Genomic DNA, 20,038 nt, shown 5'->3' with positions numbered 1-20,038 from the left:
GAGGAACGTTATGTTAGATAAAATTATCAAATTTTCATTACACAATCGTCTTCTGATATTGGTGTGTGCTGTGGTACTCGTCCTCATGGGCTTGTACAGCGTTCACCGAACAGAGGTGGACGTATTTCCTGACCTCAATGCACCCACTGTGGTGGTAATGACGGAGGCAGAGGGAATGGCGGCAGAGGAAGTGGAGCAGTTGGTTACTTTTCCCATTGAGACTTCCGTGAATGGTGCCACAGGCGTGCGCAGGGTACGCTCTTCATCAACAACAGGATTTTCGGTTGTATGGGTTGAGTTTGATTGGGGGACGGATATTTATCGTGCACGCCAAATTGTTTCGGAAAAGCTTTTGACCGTTTCAGAGTCATTACCCAGCACAGTGCGCCGACCCACCTTGGGACCGCAATCGTCTATCTTGGGAGAGGTGATGATAGTGAGCCTGACATCGGATAGCACTTCCATGTTAGATCTTCGTACTTTAGCCGACTGGACGATTCGCCCACGACTGCTCTCCATTGGTGGTGTTGCACAAGTTGCAGTCATTGGAGGTGATCAGAAAGAATACCAAATACAGGTGAATCCCCGCAAGATGAATCACTATGGGGTGAACTTGGCAGATGTGATGGCAGCCACTCGAGGCATGAATAAGAATACGAATGGCGGTGTACTCTACGAATTTGGGAATGAATATGTAATTCGAGGGATGATGCCGACTCCTGCTCTTGAGCGCATCGGCAAGACTGTGGTGAAGAAAACAGGCGATTATCCCGTGACTTTGTCTGATGTTGCAGAGATAAAAATTGGTTCGGAAAGTCCCAAATTAGGTGTTGCCTCCGAAAAGGGGAAGCCAGCAGTGTTGCTCACCGTAACCAAACAACCCAATACTGGAACCATAGAATTGACGGAAGTCTTGGATAAGGCGATTGAGGATTTGCAGAAAGATTTACCTGCTAATGTCCATGTGTCTACAGATGTGTTTAGACAGTCGAGCTTTATCCAAAGCTCTATTGACAACGTAAAGGATTCGCTCCTTGAAGGTGCACTTTTTGTGGTGATTGTACTGTTCTTGTTTTTAGCCAATGTACGTACCACCATCATTTCTTTGGTTACCATTCCGTTGTCACTTTTGGTCTCCTTGTTAGTGTTACACCAGTTAGGAGAGAGTGTCAATACCATGAGTTTAGGTGGTATGGCTATTGCCATAGGGTCGTTGGTAGACGATGCTATCGTCGATGTTGAAAATGTTTGGCGCAAGTTGCGAGAGAATCATCTCTTGCCCAAAGCCGAGCGGTTGGGTATCCTGAATGTGGTTTACCATGCTTCCAGAGAAGTACGCTTGCCCATCTTGAACTCTACACTGATTATCGTTGCCAGTTTTGTGCCTTTGTTCTTTCTTAGCGGTATGGAAGGTAGAATGTTAATACCCTTAGGCATCGCCTTTATTGTGGCATTGTTTGCATCAACCGTTGTGGCGCTTACCCTCACTCCCGTGCTGTGCAGTTATTTACTTAATGTACACATGAATCAAAACAATGTGAAATGGAAAGAGCCGAAAGTTGTAGATTGGTTGAAGCGACATTACGCAACTGGATTGTCTTGGGTACTCTACCATAAACGAGTAGTGCTATGGAGTGCCTGCGGTGTGCTATTGGCAACGTTGTGTATTTTCTTTTCCTTAGGACACAGTTTTTTACCACCTTTCAACGAGGGGTCGTTTACCATCAATGTGAGTTCCATGCCAGGCATATCCTTAGAGGAGTCCAATAAGATTGGTCAGCAGGCAGAAAAGATTTTACTTTCTATTCCAGAGATAAAGACGGTAGCACGTAAAACGGGACGTGCAGAGTTGGATGAGCATGCATTGGGTGTGAATATGTCGGAGATAGAAGCACCCTTTGAGTTGACAAATCGTTCACATCAAGCGCTCTTAAATGATGTAAGAGAAAAGCTGTCTACCATAGTGGGGGCTAACATAGAGATAGGGCAGCCTATTACTCACCGTATTGATGCGATGCTCAGTGGTACAAAAGCGAGCATTGCCATAAAATTGTTTGGTGAAGACCTCAATAAGATGTATATGCTTGGTGGTCAAATAAAATCTGCAATTGAAGATGTAGATGGCATAGAAGATCTTAATTTAGAGCAGCAAGTGGAGCGTCCTGAGCTGAAAATAGTGCCTCGACCTGAAATGTTGGCGCGCTATGGAATCACAGAACCCGAGTTCAATGATTATATTGCAGTGTTCTTAAAAGGCGAGCAGGTGTCACAAGTGTACGAAGGAAACAAAAGTTTTAACCTCATCGTACGCTCGGATGAAGAGAGCCGACGTACGATGGCGGATATACGAAACCTAATGGTGGATACCTCTAACGGCAAGAAGATTCCATTGAGTAATATTGCAGATATTATCTCTTCCACAGGTCCCAATACCATTCATCGTGAAAATGTGGCTCGTAAAATAGTGATTTCAGCCAATGCCAATGGGCGAGATTTGGGAAGTGTTGTGAACGATATTCAAAAAGAAATCAATGCAAAAGTGAATCTTCCTGAAGGGTATCATATAGAATATGGTGGACAGTTTGAAAGCGAGAAATCTGCCAGTAAGACCTTATTGCTCACCTCTTTGCTGAGCATTGTCGTCATCTTTTTGCTTTTGTATATGCAGTTTAAGAATGCCGTAGAAAGTGGTGTCATTCTTCTGAACTTGCCTTTTGCACTCATTGGAGGCGTGTTGGTTCTTTGGATGACATCTGGCGAAGTGAGCATTCCTGCCATTATCGGGTTTATCTCTTTATTTGGAATTGCCACACGAAACGGGATGTTGCTCATTACTCGCTACAATTCGTTAAGGGAAGATGAGGGACTGTCGGTGCGAGAGAGTGTGCTAAAAGGTTCTTCCGACCGTCTTAATCCCATTTTGATGACTGCCCTAACCTCGGCGTTGGCGCTCGTTCCTCTTGTTTTTCGTGGTGATTTGCCTGGCAATGAGATTCAAAGTCCTATGGCAACAGTCATCTTGGGCGGACTCTTAAGTTCTACTTTCTTAAACGCCTTTATTATACCGATTGTTTATGAGTGGATTTGTCGGAAGGAAATAAATAATGAATTTATATAAAATGGTCATGATAAAAAGAACAACTATTTTGTGGGCAATCCTACCTTGCGTTTTGTATAGCCAAGCGCAAGGTATTGACGATGTGCTTAAAAGCATTGAAAAGAACAATATAGAATTGCAGGCAGCACAAAAAGACATAGCGAGCGAGGTCGAAGAAATAAAACAAAGCAATACCGTTGAAGGTCCCTCTGTGGAGTATAGTCCATTTATGAGGAGTGGCATTCCTGGCGTTTCCAGTTCCGAACTCATCGTCGCGCAAGAGTTTGATTTCCCTACATTGTATGGCGCCAGGCGATTATTGGCAAAGAAACAGCATCGTGTATTGAACTTGGAGTATCAGACAAAGCGAAGAGACCTGCTACTCGAGGCGAAAATTAAATGTTTGGATTGGATTCAGTTGAATCAATTGAAGAACGTTTTGGCAGATCGTTTAGAGAAAGCGCAGCGGCTCTTGGAATTGTATCAAAAGCGGTTTGAACATGGAGAGGCTACTGTCCTTGAACTGAACAAACTAAAAATGGAACAAATGTCTCTACATGCTGATATTGCAAAGAATGAGGCATCCCGACAGCGAGTATACCAAGAGTTACTGATACTTAATGGAAATCAATCCCTTCTCTTAGAACATTTGGCTTATCCTTTGGTCATGACCAAGTTTAATGCGGATTCGTTACGCACTCACTTATTGCAAACAGATGCGGAAGTTCTCGCTGCTAAAGGTTATGGGGAGGCGGCTCAACAGCAACTGAAAGTCAATAAAAATAGTTGGTTGCCACGCCTTACCATTGGATATCGCCGCAATACAGAAGGAGATTTAATTAGTAATGGAGTGCAAATAGGATTTGCTTTGCCGCTTTACACAAACCAACACAAAAAGAAAGCTGCGCAGGCTGCTTTAGAAGGAGCGTTGCTAAGAAAAGCCAATGTGCAAATGAAAGTAAGTAATGAGTGGAGGGCACGCCAGAATGAACTCGAACAATTGCGCACTTCTTTGAGCACCTATGATTTGATTTTCTTACGTCAATCGCTACAAACTCTTCGAAAGATTGTTGAAATTGGCGAGATGTCCTTATTAGATTATTATACGGAGGTCGATAAAATCTATGAGAAATGGCAAGATTATATAAATATAGAGCATCAGTTCCAACAGGTTTATGCCGAATTAACCAAGAATAGTTTGTAGATTTCCAAATGAGATTTGAGCATGGTGTCCATGCTTCTTTAGGATATCTCATGATAAAACCTATCTGAAAGTGTCAGACTTTGGACAGCTTCAGATAGGTTTTTATTTGTATCATTTCATTGTCTAAATCATTTAGGCAATGTTGGTTGCAACATTATTTCTTTAGCATCTCCTCAACAGCCCGTTTCAACTGTTGGTCGTTGCCATTGATATAATCCTCTGGAGTGTTATACACTTCAATATCAGGATTGAGTTGTGTGTTCTCTCCGAAGTTGCCTCGCATGTCTCGGCAACCTACCTGTGGGATTCCAAAGACCATGGTATTGTCGATGAGTGTCTCCCACCAAACGGCGGTCATAGTACCAGCAACTGGCGTACCAATCAGTTTTCCAATGCCCAACTCTTTGTACACGAACGGGAATCCATGTCCATTGCTGTAGTCATCTTCGCACACCATGACACACGAAGGCTTGGTCCACTTGTTCCAAGGGTCTTTGCCAATGAACTGTCCACGTGGGACAAAGCTCTGATATTGCTTGCCTGAGAGTAGCGTACATAAGTCATCGTGCAACCATCCGCCACCATTGTGACGCTCATCTACAATCACTGCCTCGCGATTTCTGTTCTTGTCACTCAGCAATTCATGGAATACAGTGCGGAAACTCTCACTATCCATGGCTTTCACATGTACGTATGCCAACCGTCCATGCGACAGACTGTCTACCAATTGGCGGTTCCTGTCCACCCATCGTCTGTACAGCAATTCGTCTTGGTAGCCCTTGCTAATGGCCTTAACCGTTACATCGAAACGCTTTTTGGTGTTGGGATTGTACACCGATACCCTGACATTGCGACCCGATTTTCCGTCCAACATATAGTAGTAGTCTTTGTCTCTCAATATCGGTTCACCGTCTATCTTCTCAATGATACAGCCTTTCGTAACCCCGGTTTTCTTCACCGAGAAAGGTCCACGATTGATAACTTCCTCGACTTTCAGTCCATCTCCATCGTACGTCTGGTCGTAGAACAAGCCCAAGGTAGCAGTGCTAAGGTTGGCGCCACCGCCAAAATAGCGCGCACCTGTGTGTGATGCGTTCAGTTCGCCCAATATTTCGCTCAGCATTTCACTGAAGTCATAGTTGTTATTGATATAAGGTAAGAACCGTGCATAACTCTTTTTGTAGCCTTCCCAATCGACACCGTGCAAGTCTACCTTATAAAATTTATCCTTCACCTGCTGCCAGATGTGGTTGAACATGTACTCCCTTTCTTGATAAGGCTTGTAGTTGAAGCGTGCTTCAAAGTCGACATTTTTCGACGAGTTGCTGCCTATATCTATCTTCTTGATGCCCCCTCCAGAGCATAGGTACAGATTCTTGAAGTCTTTGTCCGCCAGCATACCGCCGCCTCCAACACCTTTCAACACAATTTTTGTACTCTTATCTTGTAGATCATGTTTCCATAAGTCGTAACCACCTTCGAAGGCAGCCTGATAATAGAGGGCGTTTCCGTCGTTGCTTAGCACAGCATCGCCCAATCGGCATGAGTTGACAGTGAGCCGAAGCACACGGTCGCGACAGTTGTCCAAGTCCAATTTGATAGGCTCTTCCTTCTTTTCTTTCTTCTTCACCGTCACGTCTACCGTCTTTGGCTCTTCGGCTTTCTTCTTCTCTTTCTCTGCTTCGTCGAGGAGACTCTTTTCCTCTTTCGTCATTTTGAACTTCTCAAATTCATCCAAGTCGAAGAACATGATGTACACATCGTCCTCCGTTCCCCAACTTCCATGACTGCGATACCCAGCCCGATCGCTTTGGAAGATGATGGCTTTTCCGCCTAATACCCATTTTCCGTTGCCGGCATTATACCCACTTTGCGTAAGGTTGTAAATGGGCTTTTTACCTTCTGCGTCAATCAAGGCGATGTCTTGGTTGTTCCATCCTCCTGTTCCGATATAATTGGAGATGAGCCATTTGCTGTCTGGACTCCATTCAAACCAAATATCTCCGTCGCTATAAGAGTAAACATATTTGCCGTCCATCACGGTTCTTACTTTCTTGCTCTTCACATCAAGCACCTTGAGCGTACCCCTGTTCTCAAAGAAGGCAATGCTTTTCCCATCGGGACTGTATTGCGGTTGAAAAGACGTGTAAGCCGAATGGATAAGGCGTTCTTCCTGTAGGTCGGTGGCATACGCAAACTGTTTCTCCGCTTTATTCTTCATGGTTGTTTGGTAAATCTGCCACAACCCTTCCCGTTCCGATGCGTAGACAATTGCCAGTCCGTCGGGAGAGAATTCAATCGAACGCTCTTGTTCGGGTGTATCGGTGATTTGTTTGGTGGTTTTGTATTCGATGTTGGTCACATACACGTCACCATGTAGCACGAATCCTATTTCCTTTCCGTTGGGGGAAAGAGCAATCTCTGTCGCTCCCCATGTCTTTATCTGTCGACTCAAGTCGATGTCATTACGGTCGGCAGTAATGCTCACGTTTACTTTTTGTGGTGCAGCCGACCCCATTTGGGTGTATATCTCACCGTCGTAACTGTAACAAATTCGCCCATTTTGTGCCACCGACAGATAGCGCACTGGGTGTCTGGTGTGGTGAGTGATTTGTGTCTTGTTTGCGCTTTTCACCCCTCGTTTATACACATTGAAAGTCCCGTCTTCCTCACTTAGGTAGTAAAAAGAGGTGCCATCGGGTGCCCAGCGTGGTGTACGATCCTCACCATTGAAAGTAGTTAGTTTGCTAAAGTTGCCATTTTGGTTGAGCCATATATCCCTTGTGATAGGCGATCGGTGATGTTTACGGAAGGGGTCTTCGTATCCTTTCTTGTCATGATACAATATCTCACCCTTTTGGTTGATGCTCAAGTCCTCCATGTTCACAACAGAGAAAAGTTTTGGGCGGTCGCCTTTCAAGTTTACCTCGTACACTTGTGGGAACTGACTGCTGGCAAAAAAGATAGATTTTGCCGTTGGCATGATAGCTGCACTGAACAGAATGTGTTCGTTGTCACGCCATGCAATGGGAGTTTCGTTGGTGCTTCGGGTGGTCAACCGCTTGGGTTCGCCACCGAATTTGTTCATTACGAAGATATCCAAGCTACCTTCACGACTCGATGCGAAAGCAATCTTTTTGCCGTCAGGACTCCAAATGGGGTAGGAATCGTATGCTGCATTCGAGGTAAGCTGTCGTGCCTGACCGCCCGAAGCGGGTACGGTGAACACGTCGCCCTTGTACGAAAACGCAATGGTTTGCCCATCGGGAGAGATAGAAGTGTGTCTCATCCACAACGGATTGGTTTGAGCTGCCACAGATAGAGATAGTGTGAGGGCAGCAAAAATGAGTGTTTTTTTCATAAATGTAGGTTTTTTATTATTTAAGATGTTTATTCTTTTAAGCTATTTTTAATCCCATTTGGATTTGCCACATAGTTTTCGCATCCGATTGACCATCGCCTCTTTGATGCGTTTGAAATTGCCTTTACGTAAGTTGATGAACAGCTCTTCTACCGATCGTCCTATCTTGAGCCAAGGATGTCCCCAGCCCATGATGCGGAACATGCGGTGCTTATAGCCCACATTTTCAATGACATATCGTGGGTGTTTCAGCGGAAACGACAGTTCGTGGCGTTGCATGGTGAAGATTCCTCGAATGGCTTTGGGTAAATCGTCGTTGCTCCCACTGAGGTGAACACCGTCTTCAGTAGCTCCAGCATTGCTAATCATGTTCACTCGGGGAACGATGCAGAGTTGTGAATGGAAGAAGATGGCTGCATGAAAAATCGTTTCGTAATACGCTTTCCCCACCGAACGGTGATACTCGCAAAACTCAATAAAGTCGCTTTGGTATTTCCTTTCTTTAATAAGGGCTTCCAACTGCTGCCGATTGTACTTGTCGTCAAGGAATGAATAAGTAGCGTCCCATTTGTCAACTACCCGTTTCCACGATGCCCAACCACTTATGCTAAAGGTGGTGGTGAAGAAATAATCATCGGGAATTCCCTGTGTTTCTTCATCGTAATTCATGCCCGCAATCATGCCGATGCGCTCATCATGAGCGTATCTGTCAAGCAATTCTTTGCAAAAAGGGAAGAACGAGAGGGCAGGCACGTTGTCATCTTCCAAGACAATGCACTTGTCTTCATGGCTGAATGCCCACTTTTGGGAGAGATATTCAGAAGGATCGCAGCCCCTGTTCACCTCTTGGTAGTTGCGATGTACCTCACATTCCCAGTCTATGTGTTCATCGTCGAGCAGCTTTCGACACGCTTCCATGCGTGGCAAGTCGCTGTCGTTGCGTGGTCCGTCCTGATACAGATACAACTTGCTGGGACGAGCCAGTTTGATTTGTTCAAACAGGTTGCCCAGTTCCTTGGGACGGTTAAAGAAGAGTATCAGTACCGCCACGTCTGTTTTTGCAGGCTGTTTCATGTCCTATCAATGTTTGTTGGTTTCGTTATTGTATATTTCAATGCTGCCTGTATGAGGTTTCAGTTGACTTAAATCGGGCAGCTTCATATAGTCGCCATAGATGTGTCGCAACATGCGATCGCTGTCATGGGGAGCCATGAAGGGTCGGTTCTCAAACACAATGGTTGTCAATGGGAATATATCCTCCTCGTATCGGGGATTGTGAAACGGAATCCCAAGTCCGCTGGTGATGGTCTTTGCGCCCGTGATGCGATTCACCAAGCGCAGTAATGGGTAGATAAATCTTACATTCCACGCATACAGTCGTTTCACTTTTTTCATGCACTCCTCGTCGCTTCCCTTGTAAGTACGCATAAGTTTATACGCATGACCGAAGGAAAGTTCCGAAAGTTTGTGTGTCCACATATGTTGCTTCTCCAAAGGGAAGATGTCTATATAGATGCCACGATGCTTAAAAAAGCGGTCGTAGTTGGGCTTCTCTTCGATATAGGAACAACGGTCGCGCACCTTTGCGTAATGGTAACAATAATTTGGATCGGTACAATGGGCTTGCAATACTAAGTCATCGGGCAGTTCGTGAGGCAGAATTTCCAAAAGTCGCTCGTAGTCTGAGCGCATCATCTCAATGTCCAAGTCATCGTCCCAGGGTATAAAACCGCCATGTCGAACGGCACCTATCAACGTTCCACTACTGAGCCAATACCGAATGTTGTGGCGTTGGCATATCTTGTCAACCTCAACAAGGATGTGCAGCATGCGCATCTGTTGGCGGCGCAGCAACGAGCCGTCGGGATTATATCGTTGGCGCAGTTCCTCGTGTGGTATGAGTGGTGTGTTCATGAGTGCTGTTTTATTTTGATAATTGACGCATCCCCCATTCATAAACCTTGTTGATATGTGGAACCTCTACACCGTGTTGATGCGCCAAACGGTGAATGATAGCAAGTCCATAAGGGAAGTCTTCTGTGAAATACCTACTGGAAAAATCAGGTTGATAACCTCCCTCAACGGCTTTCATGGGTGCAGGTATGCCTTGAAAGGCAGCAATGGACGACAGTTTTTTGCCTAAACTATGTGCATCCGTACTCTCGTAATAATCGAGAACAGTGGGTATTGCGCCCTGCTTTACCTTTAATTTGCTCAATAGAGTTTGAAGTTCTTCATCCATTTGGATGTATAATTGTGCGGCTTCATCGGTCCAATCGGTGTAGAAGAGCGGCACCTCTTTATATATAATCTCCTTGTGCCAAGTGTGCCATAGCTCGTACAAGCGAGCGGTGTGCAACAGCGGATTGCTATTTGTCAAACTCGCTTCGTAATAATTATCTAACAAACTGATGGGGGTATGCAACATTTCTTGCAATGTTTCCCTTAATGCGTCAGTAGCCTCGCCACCTCGTTCAATCGCTAAATTGAGTTGAGGTTTATAGCCCAACAACGATGCTCGATGTCCATATTGAGTGGTTCGGGCAATGAAAGGTACGCGCTGAAAGCCAAAAAGAGGAGTGGTATCGGGCAATATGTCCAACGCCTCAAAGAAGAATCCCGTACTCGACACGATGCTTCCCACAGGTACGTGGGGCGACAGGTACTTACTTATTTGCTCCAGTGTATCGTGCAGTGCATATCCCGGGAGGCACAGCAAAACCAACTCTGCAGAAGGTATTACTTCTTTGGCATGCGTACTGATGTGGCATAACTCTCCCTTCAACACCTCTCCATTGGGGGTGTCAATGAGCAAATGGTGCGTCCATCGTTCGGGATGTCGTGTCAACAAACTCACCTCATGTGTGGGTTGTGCAGCCAAGAAACCAGCCACCACATGCCCTAAATTACCTCCTCCGCAAATACATATTTTCATTTATATGGTTTCGTTTTGTAGGTTGAGCAATGCTGTGATTAGTTGGTCGTTGTCCACTTGGTTGCGGATAGAGATGCGAATATAGTTCAATCCTTTGAGCGATGTCTTGCTGTTACAATCTTTTATCATGATGTCAAAGCGTGCCAACAGCTGTTTAGTCAGTTCGGCTGCGGTATAGGGCGGTTTTACCTCACAACAGAAGTAGTTGGCTTGGGTTGGCAGAACACGCAAAAAATGTATCTCCTTCAAGCGTAGGGCAAAGCGATTGCGCTCGTCAATAAATTGCTGACATGCTTTTTCGTATTGCGCTTGATATTTATTGTATATCTGCATGAAGAACTCGGCAAACGAGTTGATATTCCATATTGACACGTCTTTCTTGATGCGAGCAATGGTTTCTCGTTGCGAGGTAGCCAAGATACCTAACCGAAGTCCGGGGACGCCGTACGATTTTGAAATACTTTTCATGACCAACAGATTGGGATATGCTTCCAATGTCTCATCACAGAGAAGTGAGTTGTGTAGAAAGTCATCACTAAAGTCTACAAACGATTCGTCAACCACTAACTGTATATTTCGCTCCTTGCACCATGCTGCCAGTCTCACAACGTCGGCTTTGGGTATGAAGTTACCCGAGGGATTGTCCGGATTGATGAGCAACAGCATGTCTATGGACTTGTCTTTGTAAAAATTCATCAAGTCGTTGGCAGTATATCGCAGCGTGTCCAAGGACGGAACAAACGCTACTATCTGCTCTTTTCGCAGTCGATGTGGATATTCCTCGAACGTGGGGAACACCATGCCCACATTACCTTTAACGTTCTCCATGAGGCTCTTGATGAGTTCTGCTGCACCGTTGCCCACCACCATGTATTCTTGTTTGATGCCAAAACACTTGCCTGCCAACAGCGAGTTGACATACATACCCGAAGGATATTCGGTCAAAAGGGTGTCAAAGTTGGCTTTCATCTCGGCTTTCATCTGCTTACAAGGAAAGTAGGGGTTTACCAAATAGCAATAGTCCAGCATTTTCGGAAAACGCCAATGCCCACCATAGCGATAGTTATACCGCTTGAGCATCTCGTCGTCTTTAGCGAAAATGGTTTCTGCAATGTCCAAGTCTTGCACATCGTCTATCTCGTACCACTTCTCATTACCAATGTCAAGTGCTTTGAGGTTGGTTTTATCTAACAACGTGATGACGCGCAACACCTGTTCGTAATATTCGTTATTTCCCAAAGCTTTACAATAAGCATCGAGAAAAGGAACGTACTGTGTTTGCGAAAACGTTTTGCTAAACTTGTAAATGTTCACCGTTTTATAATACGAGTCAACCTCCTGATAGTTGAAAGCCTTTTTAGGAACAAAGTTCACGATGTTACCATCACCGTCAATGCGCACCATGGTACCGTCCATCCATGTCTCATATTTGGCAACGAGGGCAATGTTGGGACGTTCATCGGCAAGAATCATGGAGAAAAGTTGGTCAGAGAAGATGAGGTCCGACTCTATCAAGAGCGTGTCGTCTTCTTGCATTTGCTCCTTTACCAACGACAATGAATAAATATTATTGGTGCGGTCGTAAATAGGATTTTCTACATATTCTATCTTTAGAGCGTCTGCATATCGCTCTCCGATGTGGTGGATGAGTTCTTTTCCCTTATAGCCCACCACCATCAGTACACGCTTTAGATGCAATGCGGAGAGTTGCGTGAGTACGCGGTCAATGAGTCTTACCCCATTGACGGGTACCATACATTTGGTGTTTTCCTTGGTGTAGCTTCCTAAACGACGCCCCATTCCTGCGGCTAATATAATGGCTTGCATGTGTTAAATTTCTGCTTTGATTTTCAATAATGAGCAAATATACATAAAAATATGGATTTTGGGATGTCCTTAGCGCTTTTTCTTCCATTTAGAAAGAATGGCTGCTTGGCATTCGCGGAGTATTTCTGCTTTGGCAACGCGCATGATGACGTAATACAAAACAGCTGCCATTACCACCCTGACGACTAATAACGGGAGCAGATGAGTGATGCCCAACGTGGCGTAGTAGGTCACAACCATGACCCCTGATGCACTGACTGCAAAGGGTAACACATCCTTAAAAAACTGCGGAAGCGTGTATCCTGTGGACTTTCTCACGAAGTAGAACCACACAAAAAGCCAACTCACATTGAGGCATACATAGGCAATAACCATGTTGCGGATGCCGTAGGGCCACAGCAATAGCATGAGGATGATTTGTAATACGCCCAAGGCAACGGTGCAACCAAGGTAAACATTGGCTTTCCCTTTGCTGATAATGAGGTTCGACATCAGTGTGATGAGGGGGAAGATAGCCCCACTCACGCACAACAGCCGAAGGAGTTGGGCACTGGGAAGCCATTTCTCGGTAATGGTAAGCACGATGAATTCGCGCGATACCAGTCCCAGTCCCAACAAGAGGGGGAAACTGAGAAATGCTGAAAAGCGCATCATCTTGCGAAAAGCGTGCAGCTGTCGGTCAGCCTCGTTCTTCAGTTCAACGAGTACAGGTTGTGCTACTTGGCTCACTATGCTCTGCACCAACTGAAATCCCTTGCTGTCCCATTGGTAGGCTTGGTTGTATTGTCCCACGTCGTGTTTGGTGTATAACCTGCCCAACAGAATGTTCAGCACGTTGTTGTTGACTTGGGTAATGAGCGTGGTGAGTAGGATTTTGAATGAAAACTTGAACATTCGTCTCACGGGAGCAAACGAAATGTGGTGTACGGAGGGTCGCCAAGGCGAATAATGCCAGTAGAGTAGGGTACACAGCAGGATGTACACCAAACTTTGAGTGGCTAATGACCAATAACGAAAACCACCCCACGCCATCAGTACTCCCGTGATGCTCGACAGCAATACGGCGACGATGTTGGCTTTGGCTTGTTGCTTGGCGTGTAAGTTCTTGAACAGCCATGCCGATTGGGCGGTGCCGAACGAGGCGAAGAGGATGCCTAAAAAACTGTATCGGCACAAGGATGTCAGGGCTGGCGTATCGTAGAAGGAAGCAATTAGAGGAGCGGATAGGAACAAAAGGATGTACAAGGTGCCGCCAACCAAGATGTTGAACCAGAATACAGCGTTGTAGTCATCGTGGGTAGGGGATTTCATATTGGTAATAGCTACCGTGAACCCACTGTTTTGAAGGGCAATGGCAACCAACTGAAAAATGGCTATCATCGCCATCATGCCATAGTCTTCGTCAGACAGGATACGACCCAGCATGATGCCAAACACCACACCTACCAATTGCAGGGTGATGTTGCTCATCGCCCCCCAAAATATACCTTTTGCCGTTTTCTCTTTGAGTGTCTCTGTCATCCGCAGGGAATTTGGTTACAAAAGTACTTGTTTTTAGGCAGAAGTACAAGTTTTTTGAGCTGTGATACGTTTCACTTGATTTTTGAGGATTATAATGATTGGGAAAACAATAGGAAAACTTTAGCCATTGAACCACCAACTTTTTATTAAAAAAACGAATAATTTGCTTGTTTCGTATTTCTTAAATGTTTATATTTGTACACAGTAGTACACTGTGACAGCGAATGATAAATTAACAATTCATTCCCAATCTTTGGATGATCTTTATTAGTTTAGATTTTTTTCGACATACCGTAACTATAAAAAAAGTAGAAATGAAGAAAGTACTATTTTTATTATTGCCATTATTTCTTATATTGAATGTTGGCTGTAGCTCTGATGATTCAAAAGAATTAGAATCGTCAAATTACCCAGTATGTAAAGATAATACAGTTAGGTTCACCTTAACTGACAGTCCTGGGGAAGTGATTTTTAATACCGAGTATCATGTTTATTGCATTGTATGTAAGCTTCCTTATGGTATTGTAAATATTTACCCTCAACACAACTCACTACCTTTAAGTTTTAGAAAAGCTGGAATAAAAGTTATTTTTAGCGGAGATATTTTTACAGATACACAACATCGCGGTTGTGCTAGTGTTCCAGATGATTATGTTGATCCTATGTTGCATTTTGTCAAATTATCTAATATAAGAGAAAAGTGATGAAAAAGATAATAGGATTCCTTGATAAATTTCAGCGAGACCACTTATTTAGGATGTCCTAAAAATGTTGATTTTTGGGGATGAAAAATCGTCTTAAAAAATCTGAAATATATTGACAAATGCTCTCAGAATACTCGCGTATTTGTAACGAAGTGGAGACTTGTTCGCAAATACGCGAAAAATAGGAATGCTTGATAATCAGCGTGTTACAAAAATAGTGGTATCATTTAGCCGCAAAAACAGTGCGAAATAGCAGCTAAAAGCATGGTTTTGGGTCGATAAAATAATGATTTAAGGGCGTTATTCCATTAATGTAGGCTCATTAACTCAATGGAGTAACCGGTCAAAGTCATGTTTATAGTCCGATTGAGGGTTCAGAACACCCTAAAAATACCTTATATTTTTTCTATTTGTGAGGTTCCAGAAGTGTTAAAATTAGGGAAGAAAAACGGACAAAACCTGTACTTCGCACCTTTTCATCGATTCTCCATATCAGGTTGAACTGGGCTTGTTGGTCGTGGTACAGGTGTCGTGCCATGCAGGTGGGGCATAGAGCGCAGCTTTTTAGTGAGCCGACTTTTGGTAGACCTTACGGCTTGTTCTGAGCAGCAGAATGCCTTTGCTTTCTCGCTGTCGGCCATGCCGTTGCGCTCCATGATGCAGAAGAAGGTTTCTTTGGGTGTCAGTGCCAACGACTGGTTGTTGAGCAGTTCAGCCGGTTCGGCATCGATATTGGGCATGATGCTGGCCACGGCAACCTGCTCTTTCTTGCCAAACTGGCTAATGTTGCCATTGTGTAGGATGGCATCAAGCACGTCGATGCCCAGCTTGATTTGTGCCACCGACTCATAATTGCGGTCTGCTTGCATGGCTGGGGGCAGCTTGCGTTTCAGTTGCTCCAACTCTTTCAGTCGGCTGTCCATCGCCTGCTCGGCATCGTGTCGCCATGGGATATTGTACCAATATTGCGACTCTCCATGCATTGTGTTGTTTTTTGTTTGACATTTTAAAAAATATTGTGTAATTTTACATCCGCCAGCCTGTTTTGTTGTTGTGGTTGGTCTATTAAAACAGCAAGGTAATAAAAAAAGATGAGGATAGTTTATGAATGAACTGAAGATTAAACGTGTTTATCTCGCAGCTGATGATGGTGACGGTTATCGCATTCTGATAGACCGTCTTTGGCCGAGAGGTCTTTCGAAGGAGAAGGCAGGGGTAGACGAGTGGAATAAACTCGTGACGCCTTCAACAAACCTACGCAAATGGTTTGGCCATCAAGAGGAGAACTACGAGGAGTTCGCTGTGCGGTATCGGATAGAACTTGATGGAAATCCGGAAGCACTTTCCTTTGCAGAGCATATCCGGAAACTTTTGCGGGACGGTGACGTTACCCTTCTTTACGGTGCCAAGAATGAGAGTTGCAACCATGCTATCATACTCCGAGATTGGTTGATGGTCAGGTTGTGAGCTTATCTTTTAGATAACCAAATACCGCCCAATGCGGATGTTTTACTCCCAAAATATTCTTCATAAACAATCGGATGCATGGACCTGATGCTCCGAATACGACTTTGAGATCAGCAGAAGGTGCTTGGCCCGCAATGGAATTCGGGTTAGGTTGCCAGGTATGGGGATTGTTGCTCAGACGGGCAGTTGTGATGGTTGCCGGAAAATCGGTTAGGAATATGCATGAGCGGAAGTGTGGCAGAAAGCAGCATCACGAGTATCTTTTGCATACGGCTGTGTTTTGGTCTTTTTTGTTCAGGGCAAAGATATAAAAAACAATTCATATTCGTTCTTTGATGTGTCAAAAGAGATCTTTTGGGTATTTTAAATACCTGACAGTCAGAAGTTTGTATTTTCTGCGTGTGTCAATGTCTGTCGGGCTATTGACAAGGGCAGTCAGAAGTTGTATCTTTGTCTGCGAAAGCTATATGCAAATCTGAAGTACAGTTCGCACCTGTCTTTGGTTTCGTCGGTCATAGACGGTGCGGATGTACTTTTTGAAAGGATGGAACAATGTTTAAAAAAGATAAGATATGAAGAAATATGGTATTTTGTTGGTTATGTTTTGCTTCGTTGTTCTTCAGATGACGTGGTCGCAAAGTCACAAGAAAAGCTTGCCACGACCAGATGGAAACATATGTTGGTCTGTCATTGACGACATGCCTGTTTATCCTGGTGGAACAGTCGCCTTGCGCAAATGGATGATAGATTCTGTGGCTCCGGGGCTGGACAGTATTAAAAGCTCGGCAGAAGGAAGGTTGTTGATATCGTTTGTCGTTCTGGAAAATGGAGCTTGTGACAGTTTTAGAGTGGTAAAATCGGTGGCTCCCGAGATTGATACCTTATTTCTAAACGGACTGAAAAGGATGCGGAGGTGGACCCTTTGTAAGCACAAAGGCAAGGCTATGCCTGTAAAATTTTGCTTTCCTATCACGATTAAGAGGGAGCGTGAGAATGAAAAAAATACTGTTCCCAAAGCTAAATAGTAAATATGATGATGAGAAAAAGTGTGTTGTTGATTTGGCTTATCATGGCTGTTTGGGCGGGAATATCGGCACAGTGTGTGGGCTCATCGAAGTATGTTGAACCATCGGAAAAGATATTTTCCAATCCCGAGGTGATGCCAGTTTATCCCGGAGGGGAAAAAGCGTTGATGGCATTTGTGAGCGATAGGGTGATTCCTAAGCTGATGAAGGCTGACTCTACGTTAACGGGAACCATGGTTGTGAATTTTGTTATCGATAAAAAAGGTCGTTGCAAGGATTTCAAAGTGTATCGGTCGAAAGGCCCAAGGTTTGATAAAATCATTATTAGAGAAATGAAACACATGAAACGTTGGACACCTGGCATGCTAGTGGGTAGACCAGTCAGTATGCGTTATTGCGTACGTATCAGAATGAAAGTGAAGCAAACACAGAGGGTGAAGCGCATGGAAAAGCCTTGATCTGCATGTCAATAACGCTGATACTGAGTTGGATGAAAAGTCTCAAACAGCTGACATAATGGCTTGGTTTTTGGGTTAAATAATGGAATATATGTCATAATGACACGGTTTCTTCATTGGTACGCTCCTTGCAACAATGGTTAGTGAACTCGAAAGAGCAAATAAGAATAAACAAAATAAAAATAGGAGGAAATGATTATGTTACCAGTAAGAAACAGAAATTCATGGTTACCAAGTGTGTTTGATGATTTTTTTGATACCGGTCTTGCACCAAGATTGAACAGTACAGCACCCGCAATCAACGTAATCGCTCATGACGGTGAGTATGTTGTAGAGTTGGCTGCACCTGGCTTGAAGAAAGACGATTTTATCGTGAATATCGATAACGATGGAAATTTGACTATCAAGATGGAAAAGAAGGTGGAGAACAAAGAAGAGGACAAGAAGGCTCACTACTTGCGTAGAGAGTTCAGTTACTCGAGTTTTGAGCAGACACTGATATTGCCAGATGACGTAGACAAAGAGAAAATTTGCGCAAAAATGTCGGATGGTGTCTTGACCGTTACCTTGCCGAAACGTGAGGAAATCGTACAGACATTAGGCAAGCAAATCACCGTGGAGTAATCATTACTTTGGTATTTAGATAGAGAAAGCCCTGCAATCTAAACGGATTGTGGGGCTTTTGCGTGGATGAAAATTGTGAAGTATTCTTGTATTTATAAGGTGTAGATGATGCGTAAGTCAGAAAATTGCAGTACCTTTGCATAAGATAGGCTGCGCCTCACCAAAACAAGTAAACTTATTCTGGTTTCGGCTTGCACTATCTTTGCAAAAAAGATTTTAATATAACAGGTAACAATAATTATGGCAAAGAAAGCTTTATTGATGATCCTCGATGGATGGGGAATAGGAGACAAGGGTAAAGGCGACGTGATAAGTAATACGCCGACACCTTATTTAGATTATCTGAATGCTACATGCTCGCATTCGCAGTTGCAGGCTTCGGGTGAGAATGTAGGATTGCCCGATGGACAGATGGGTAACTCGGAGGTAGGACACTTGAATATTGGTGCAGGACGTGTGGTGTATCAGGATTTGGTGAAGATTAACAGAGCCTGTAAAGATGGGTCAATTCTGCAAAATCCTGAAATCGTTTCTGCCTATACGTATGCACAGAAAACGGGGAAGAAGCTTCATTTAATGGGATTGACCAGCGATGGTGGTGTTCACTCCTCTTTGGATCATCTATATCAGTTGTTGATCATCTCTAAAAAATACGGTCTCAAAAATACGTATGTACATTGTTTCATGGACGGACGCGACACAGACCCGAAGAGTGGAGTTGGCTTTATTGAGGCTTTGCAGCATGTTTGTGAAACGAACGATGCGCACATTGCCAGTATCATAGGGCGCTTTTATGCCATGGATCGTGACAAGCGATGGAATCGAGTGAAAGAGGCTTACGACTTGTTGGTAAGTGGTGTGGGTAAGAAAGCAACGGACATGGTGCAGGCGATGCATGAGAGTTATGCCGAAGATGTGACCGACGAATTTATCAAACCCATTACCAACGCTACTGTTCAAGGACAGATAGAAGAGGGTGATGTGGTGATTTTCTTCAACTTCCGTAACGACCGTGCCAAAGAACTCACACAGGTGTTGACCCAAACCGATATGCCCGATGAGGGAATGCACACCATTAAGGACTTGCAATATTACACGATGACGCCCTACGATGCTAACTTTAAGAATGTGCATGTGCTGTTCCCGAAGGAAAATGTAGAGATGACATTGGGCGAATATCTTAGCAGTCTGGGCAAAAGACAGTTGCATACAGCGGAGACGGAGAAGTATGCACACGTTACATTCTTCTTCAATGGAGGACGTGAGGAGCCTTACAAGGGAGAGGATCGTATCTTAGTCAACTCGCCCAAGGTAGCGACTTACGACTTAAAGCCCGAGATGAGTGCCTACGAAGTGAAAGACAAACTGGTGGATGCCATTGGTACACAACAGTACGATTTCATTGTGGTGAACTTTGCCAACGGTGACATGGTGGGACATACGGGTGTCTATAACGCCATCGCCAAGGCGGTTTGGGCAATTGACCATTGTGTGAAAGAGGTGATAGAGGCTGCCAAAGCCAACGATTATGAGGCGATTATCATTGCCGACCATGGTAATGCTGATCATGCAATTAATGAGGATGGCACGCCCAACACGGCACACTCGCTCAATCCTGTACCGTTTATTTATGTGACAGACAACAACAGTGCCACCGTGAAGGACGGAAGATTGGCTGACGTGGCACCGTCTATATTGCACATCATGGGCTTGGAACAACCAGAAGCCATGACAGGTGAAAATCTGATAACAGACTGATTATTGAATTTTTAAGCACAAAAGAGCATCAGAATTGAACCACTTGTTGGTTCAATT

General features: G+C 44.3%; 15 protein-coding genes. 8 read left to right on the top strand and 7 right to left on the bottom strand.

What is annotated here, in order from left to right:
* The first annotated feature begins 10 nt into the window (after nucleotides 1-10).
* Together BN35_RS10235 and BN35_RS10230 are read left to right on the top strand one after the other, a co-directional pair.
* Nucleotides 11-3,118, top strand: coding sequence for an efflux RND transporter permease subunit (locus tag BN35_RS10235; protein ID WP_025071489.1), 3,108 nt, complete (start codon nucleotides 11-13; stop codon nucleotides 3,116-3,118).
* Between the two features lie 7 nt (nucleotides 3,119-3,125).
* Nucleotides 3,126-4,301 carry a TolC family protein gene (locus BN35_RS10230; protein WP_159100006.1) on the top strand — a complete coding sequence of 392 codons (1,176 nt, stop codon included), beginning with the start codon at nucleotides 3,126-3,128 and terminating at the stop codon, nucleotides 4,299-4,301.
* A gap of 154 nt (nucleotides 4,302-4,455) precedes the next feature.
* Here the strand turns inward: BN35_RS10230 and BN35_RS10225 are convergent, their stop codons facing one another.
* The 6 genes from BN35_RS10225 to BN35_RS10200 all read right to left on the bottom strand — a co-directional run bounded on the left by BN35_RS10225 (nucleotide 4,456) and on the right by BN35_RS10200 (nucleotide 13,945).
* The gene (locus BN35_RS10225) at nucleotides 4,456-7,662 is read right to left on the bottom strand and encodes a S41 family peptidase (RefSeq protein WP_028900818.1); all 3,207 of its coding nucleotides are present in this window, start codon (nucleotides 7,660-7,662) and stop codon (nucleotides 4,456-4,458) included.
* 48 nt (nucleotides 7,663-7,710) lie between these two features.
* A complete protein-coding gene (locus tag BN35_RS10220; protein WP_028900819.1) occupies nucleotides 7,711-8,736 on the bottom strand; it encodes a hypothetical protein in 1,026 nt (341 codons plus the stop codon).
* Between the two features lie 6 nt (nucleotides 8,737-8,742).
* Complete coding sequence (locus tag BN35_RS10215) at nucleotides 8,743-9,576, bottom strand: LicD family protein (RefSeq protein ID WP_025071491.1); 834 nt, start codon at nucleotides 9,574-9,576, stop codon at nucleotides 8,743-8,745.
* Nucleotides 9,577-9,586: 10 nt separating this feature from the next.
* Nucleotides 9,587-10,597 (bottom strand): NAD/NADP octopine/nopaline dehydrogenase family protein, encoded by a 1,011-nt coding sequence (locus BN35_RS10210; RefSeq protein ID WP_025071492.1) that lies wholly within the window; start codon nucleotides 10,595-10,597, stop codon nucleotides 9,587-9,589.
* Nucleotides 10,598-12,424, bottom strand: a complete 1,827-nt coding sequence (locus tag BN35_RS10205) for an aminotransferase class I/II-fold pyridoxal phosphate-dependent enzyme (RefSeq protein WP_025071493.1) — start codon at nucleotides 12,422-12,424, stop codon at nucleotides 10,598-10,600. It abuts the gene before it with no gap.
* A 69-nt stretch (nucleotides 12,425-12,493) separates the two neighbouring features.
* A complete protein-coding gene (locus BN35_RS10200) occupies nucleotides 12,494-13,945 on the bottom strand; it encodes a lipopolysaccharide biosynthesis protein (RefSeq protein ID WP_025071494.1) in 1,452 nt (483 codons plus the stop codon).
* Between the two features lie 314 nt (nucleotides 13,946-14,259).
* On the opposite strand from BN35_RS10200, the gene BN35_RS10195 reads away from it, so the two are divergent.
* Complete coding sequence (locus BN35_RS10195) at nucleotides 14,260-14,649, top strand: hypothetical protein (RefSeq protein WP_145992955.1); 390 nt, start codon at nucleotides 14,260-14,262, stop codon at nucleotides 14,647-14,649.
* A 476-nt stretch (nucleotides 14,650-15,125) separates the two neighbouring features.
* On the opposite strand, the gene BN35_RS10190 is transcribed toward BN35_RS10195, so the two are convergent.
* Nucleotides 15,126-15,632 (bottom strand): hypothetical protein, encoded by a 507-nt coding sequence (locus BN35_RS10190; RefSeq protein WP_025071496.1) that lies wholly within the window; start codon nucleotides 15,630-15,632, stop codon nucleotides 15,126-15,128.
* A 121-nt stretch (nucleotides 15,633-15,753) separates the two neighbouring features.
* Here BN35_RS10190 and BN35_RS10185 point away from each other — a divergent pair, with 121 nt between their 5' ends.
* From BN35_RS10185 to gpmI, 5 genes are all read left to right on the top strand, one after another.
* Nucleotides 15,754-16,116, top strand: a complete 363-nt coding sequence (locus BN35_RS10185; protein ID WP_025071497.1) for a DUF488 domain-containing protein — start codon at nucleotides 15,754-15,756, stop codon at nucleotides 16,114-16,116.
* A 572-nt stretch (nucleotides 16,117-16,688) separates the two neighbouring features.
* Nucleotides 16,689-17,141 carry a hypothetical protein gene (locus tag BN35_RS10175; RefSeq protein ID WP_025071499.1) on the top strand — a complete coding sequence of 151 codons (453 nt, stop codon included), beginning with the start codon at nucleotides 16,689-16,691 and terminating at the stop codon, nucleotides 17,139-17,141.
* Between the two features lie 5 nt (nucleotides 17,142-17,146).
* On the top strand, nucleotides 17,147-17,599 hold the full coding sequence (locus BN35_RS10170) for an energy transducer TonB (protein ID WP_028900820.1): 453 nt from the start codon (nucleotides 17,147-17,149) through the stop codon (nucleotides 17,597-17,599).
* Nucleotides 17,600-17,791: 192 nt separating this feature from the next.
* Nucleotides 17,792-18,223 carry an Hsp20/alpha crystallin family protein gene (locus BN35_RS10165; RefSeq protein WP_025071501.1) on the top strand — a complete coding sequence of 144 codons (432 nt, stop codon included), beginning with the start codon at nucleotides 17,792-17,794 and terminating at the stop codon, nucleotides 18,221-18,223.
* 240 nt (nucleotides 18,224-18,463) lie between these two features.
* A complete protein-coding gene (gene gpmI, locus BN35_RS10160; protein ID WP_028900821.1) occupies nucleotides 18,464-19,981 on the top strand; it encodes a 2,3-bisphosphoglycerate-independent phosphoglycerate mutase in 1,518 nt (505 codons plus the stop codon).
* The last annotated feature ends 57 nt before the right edge of the window (nucleotides 19,982-20,038 follow it).

It is taken from the genome of Hoylesella timonensis 4401737 = DSM 22865 = JCM 15640 (assembly GCF_000455445.1).
GTDB classification, from domain to species: Bacteria; Bacteroidota; Bacteroidia; order Bacteroidales; family Bacteroidaceae; genus Prevotella; species Prevotella timonensis.
Note: the sequence above shows the minus strand (reverse complement) of the source record. Positions and strands in the feature narration are given on the sequence as shown.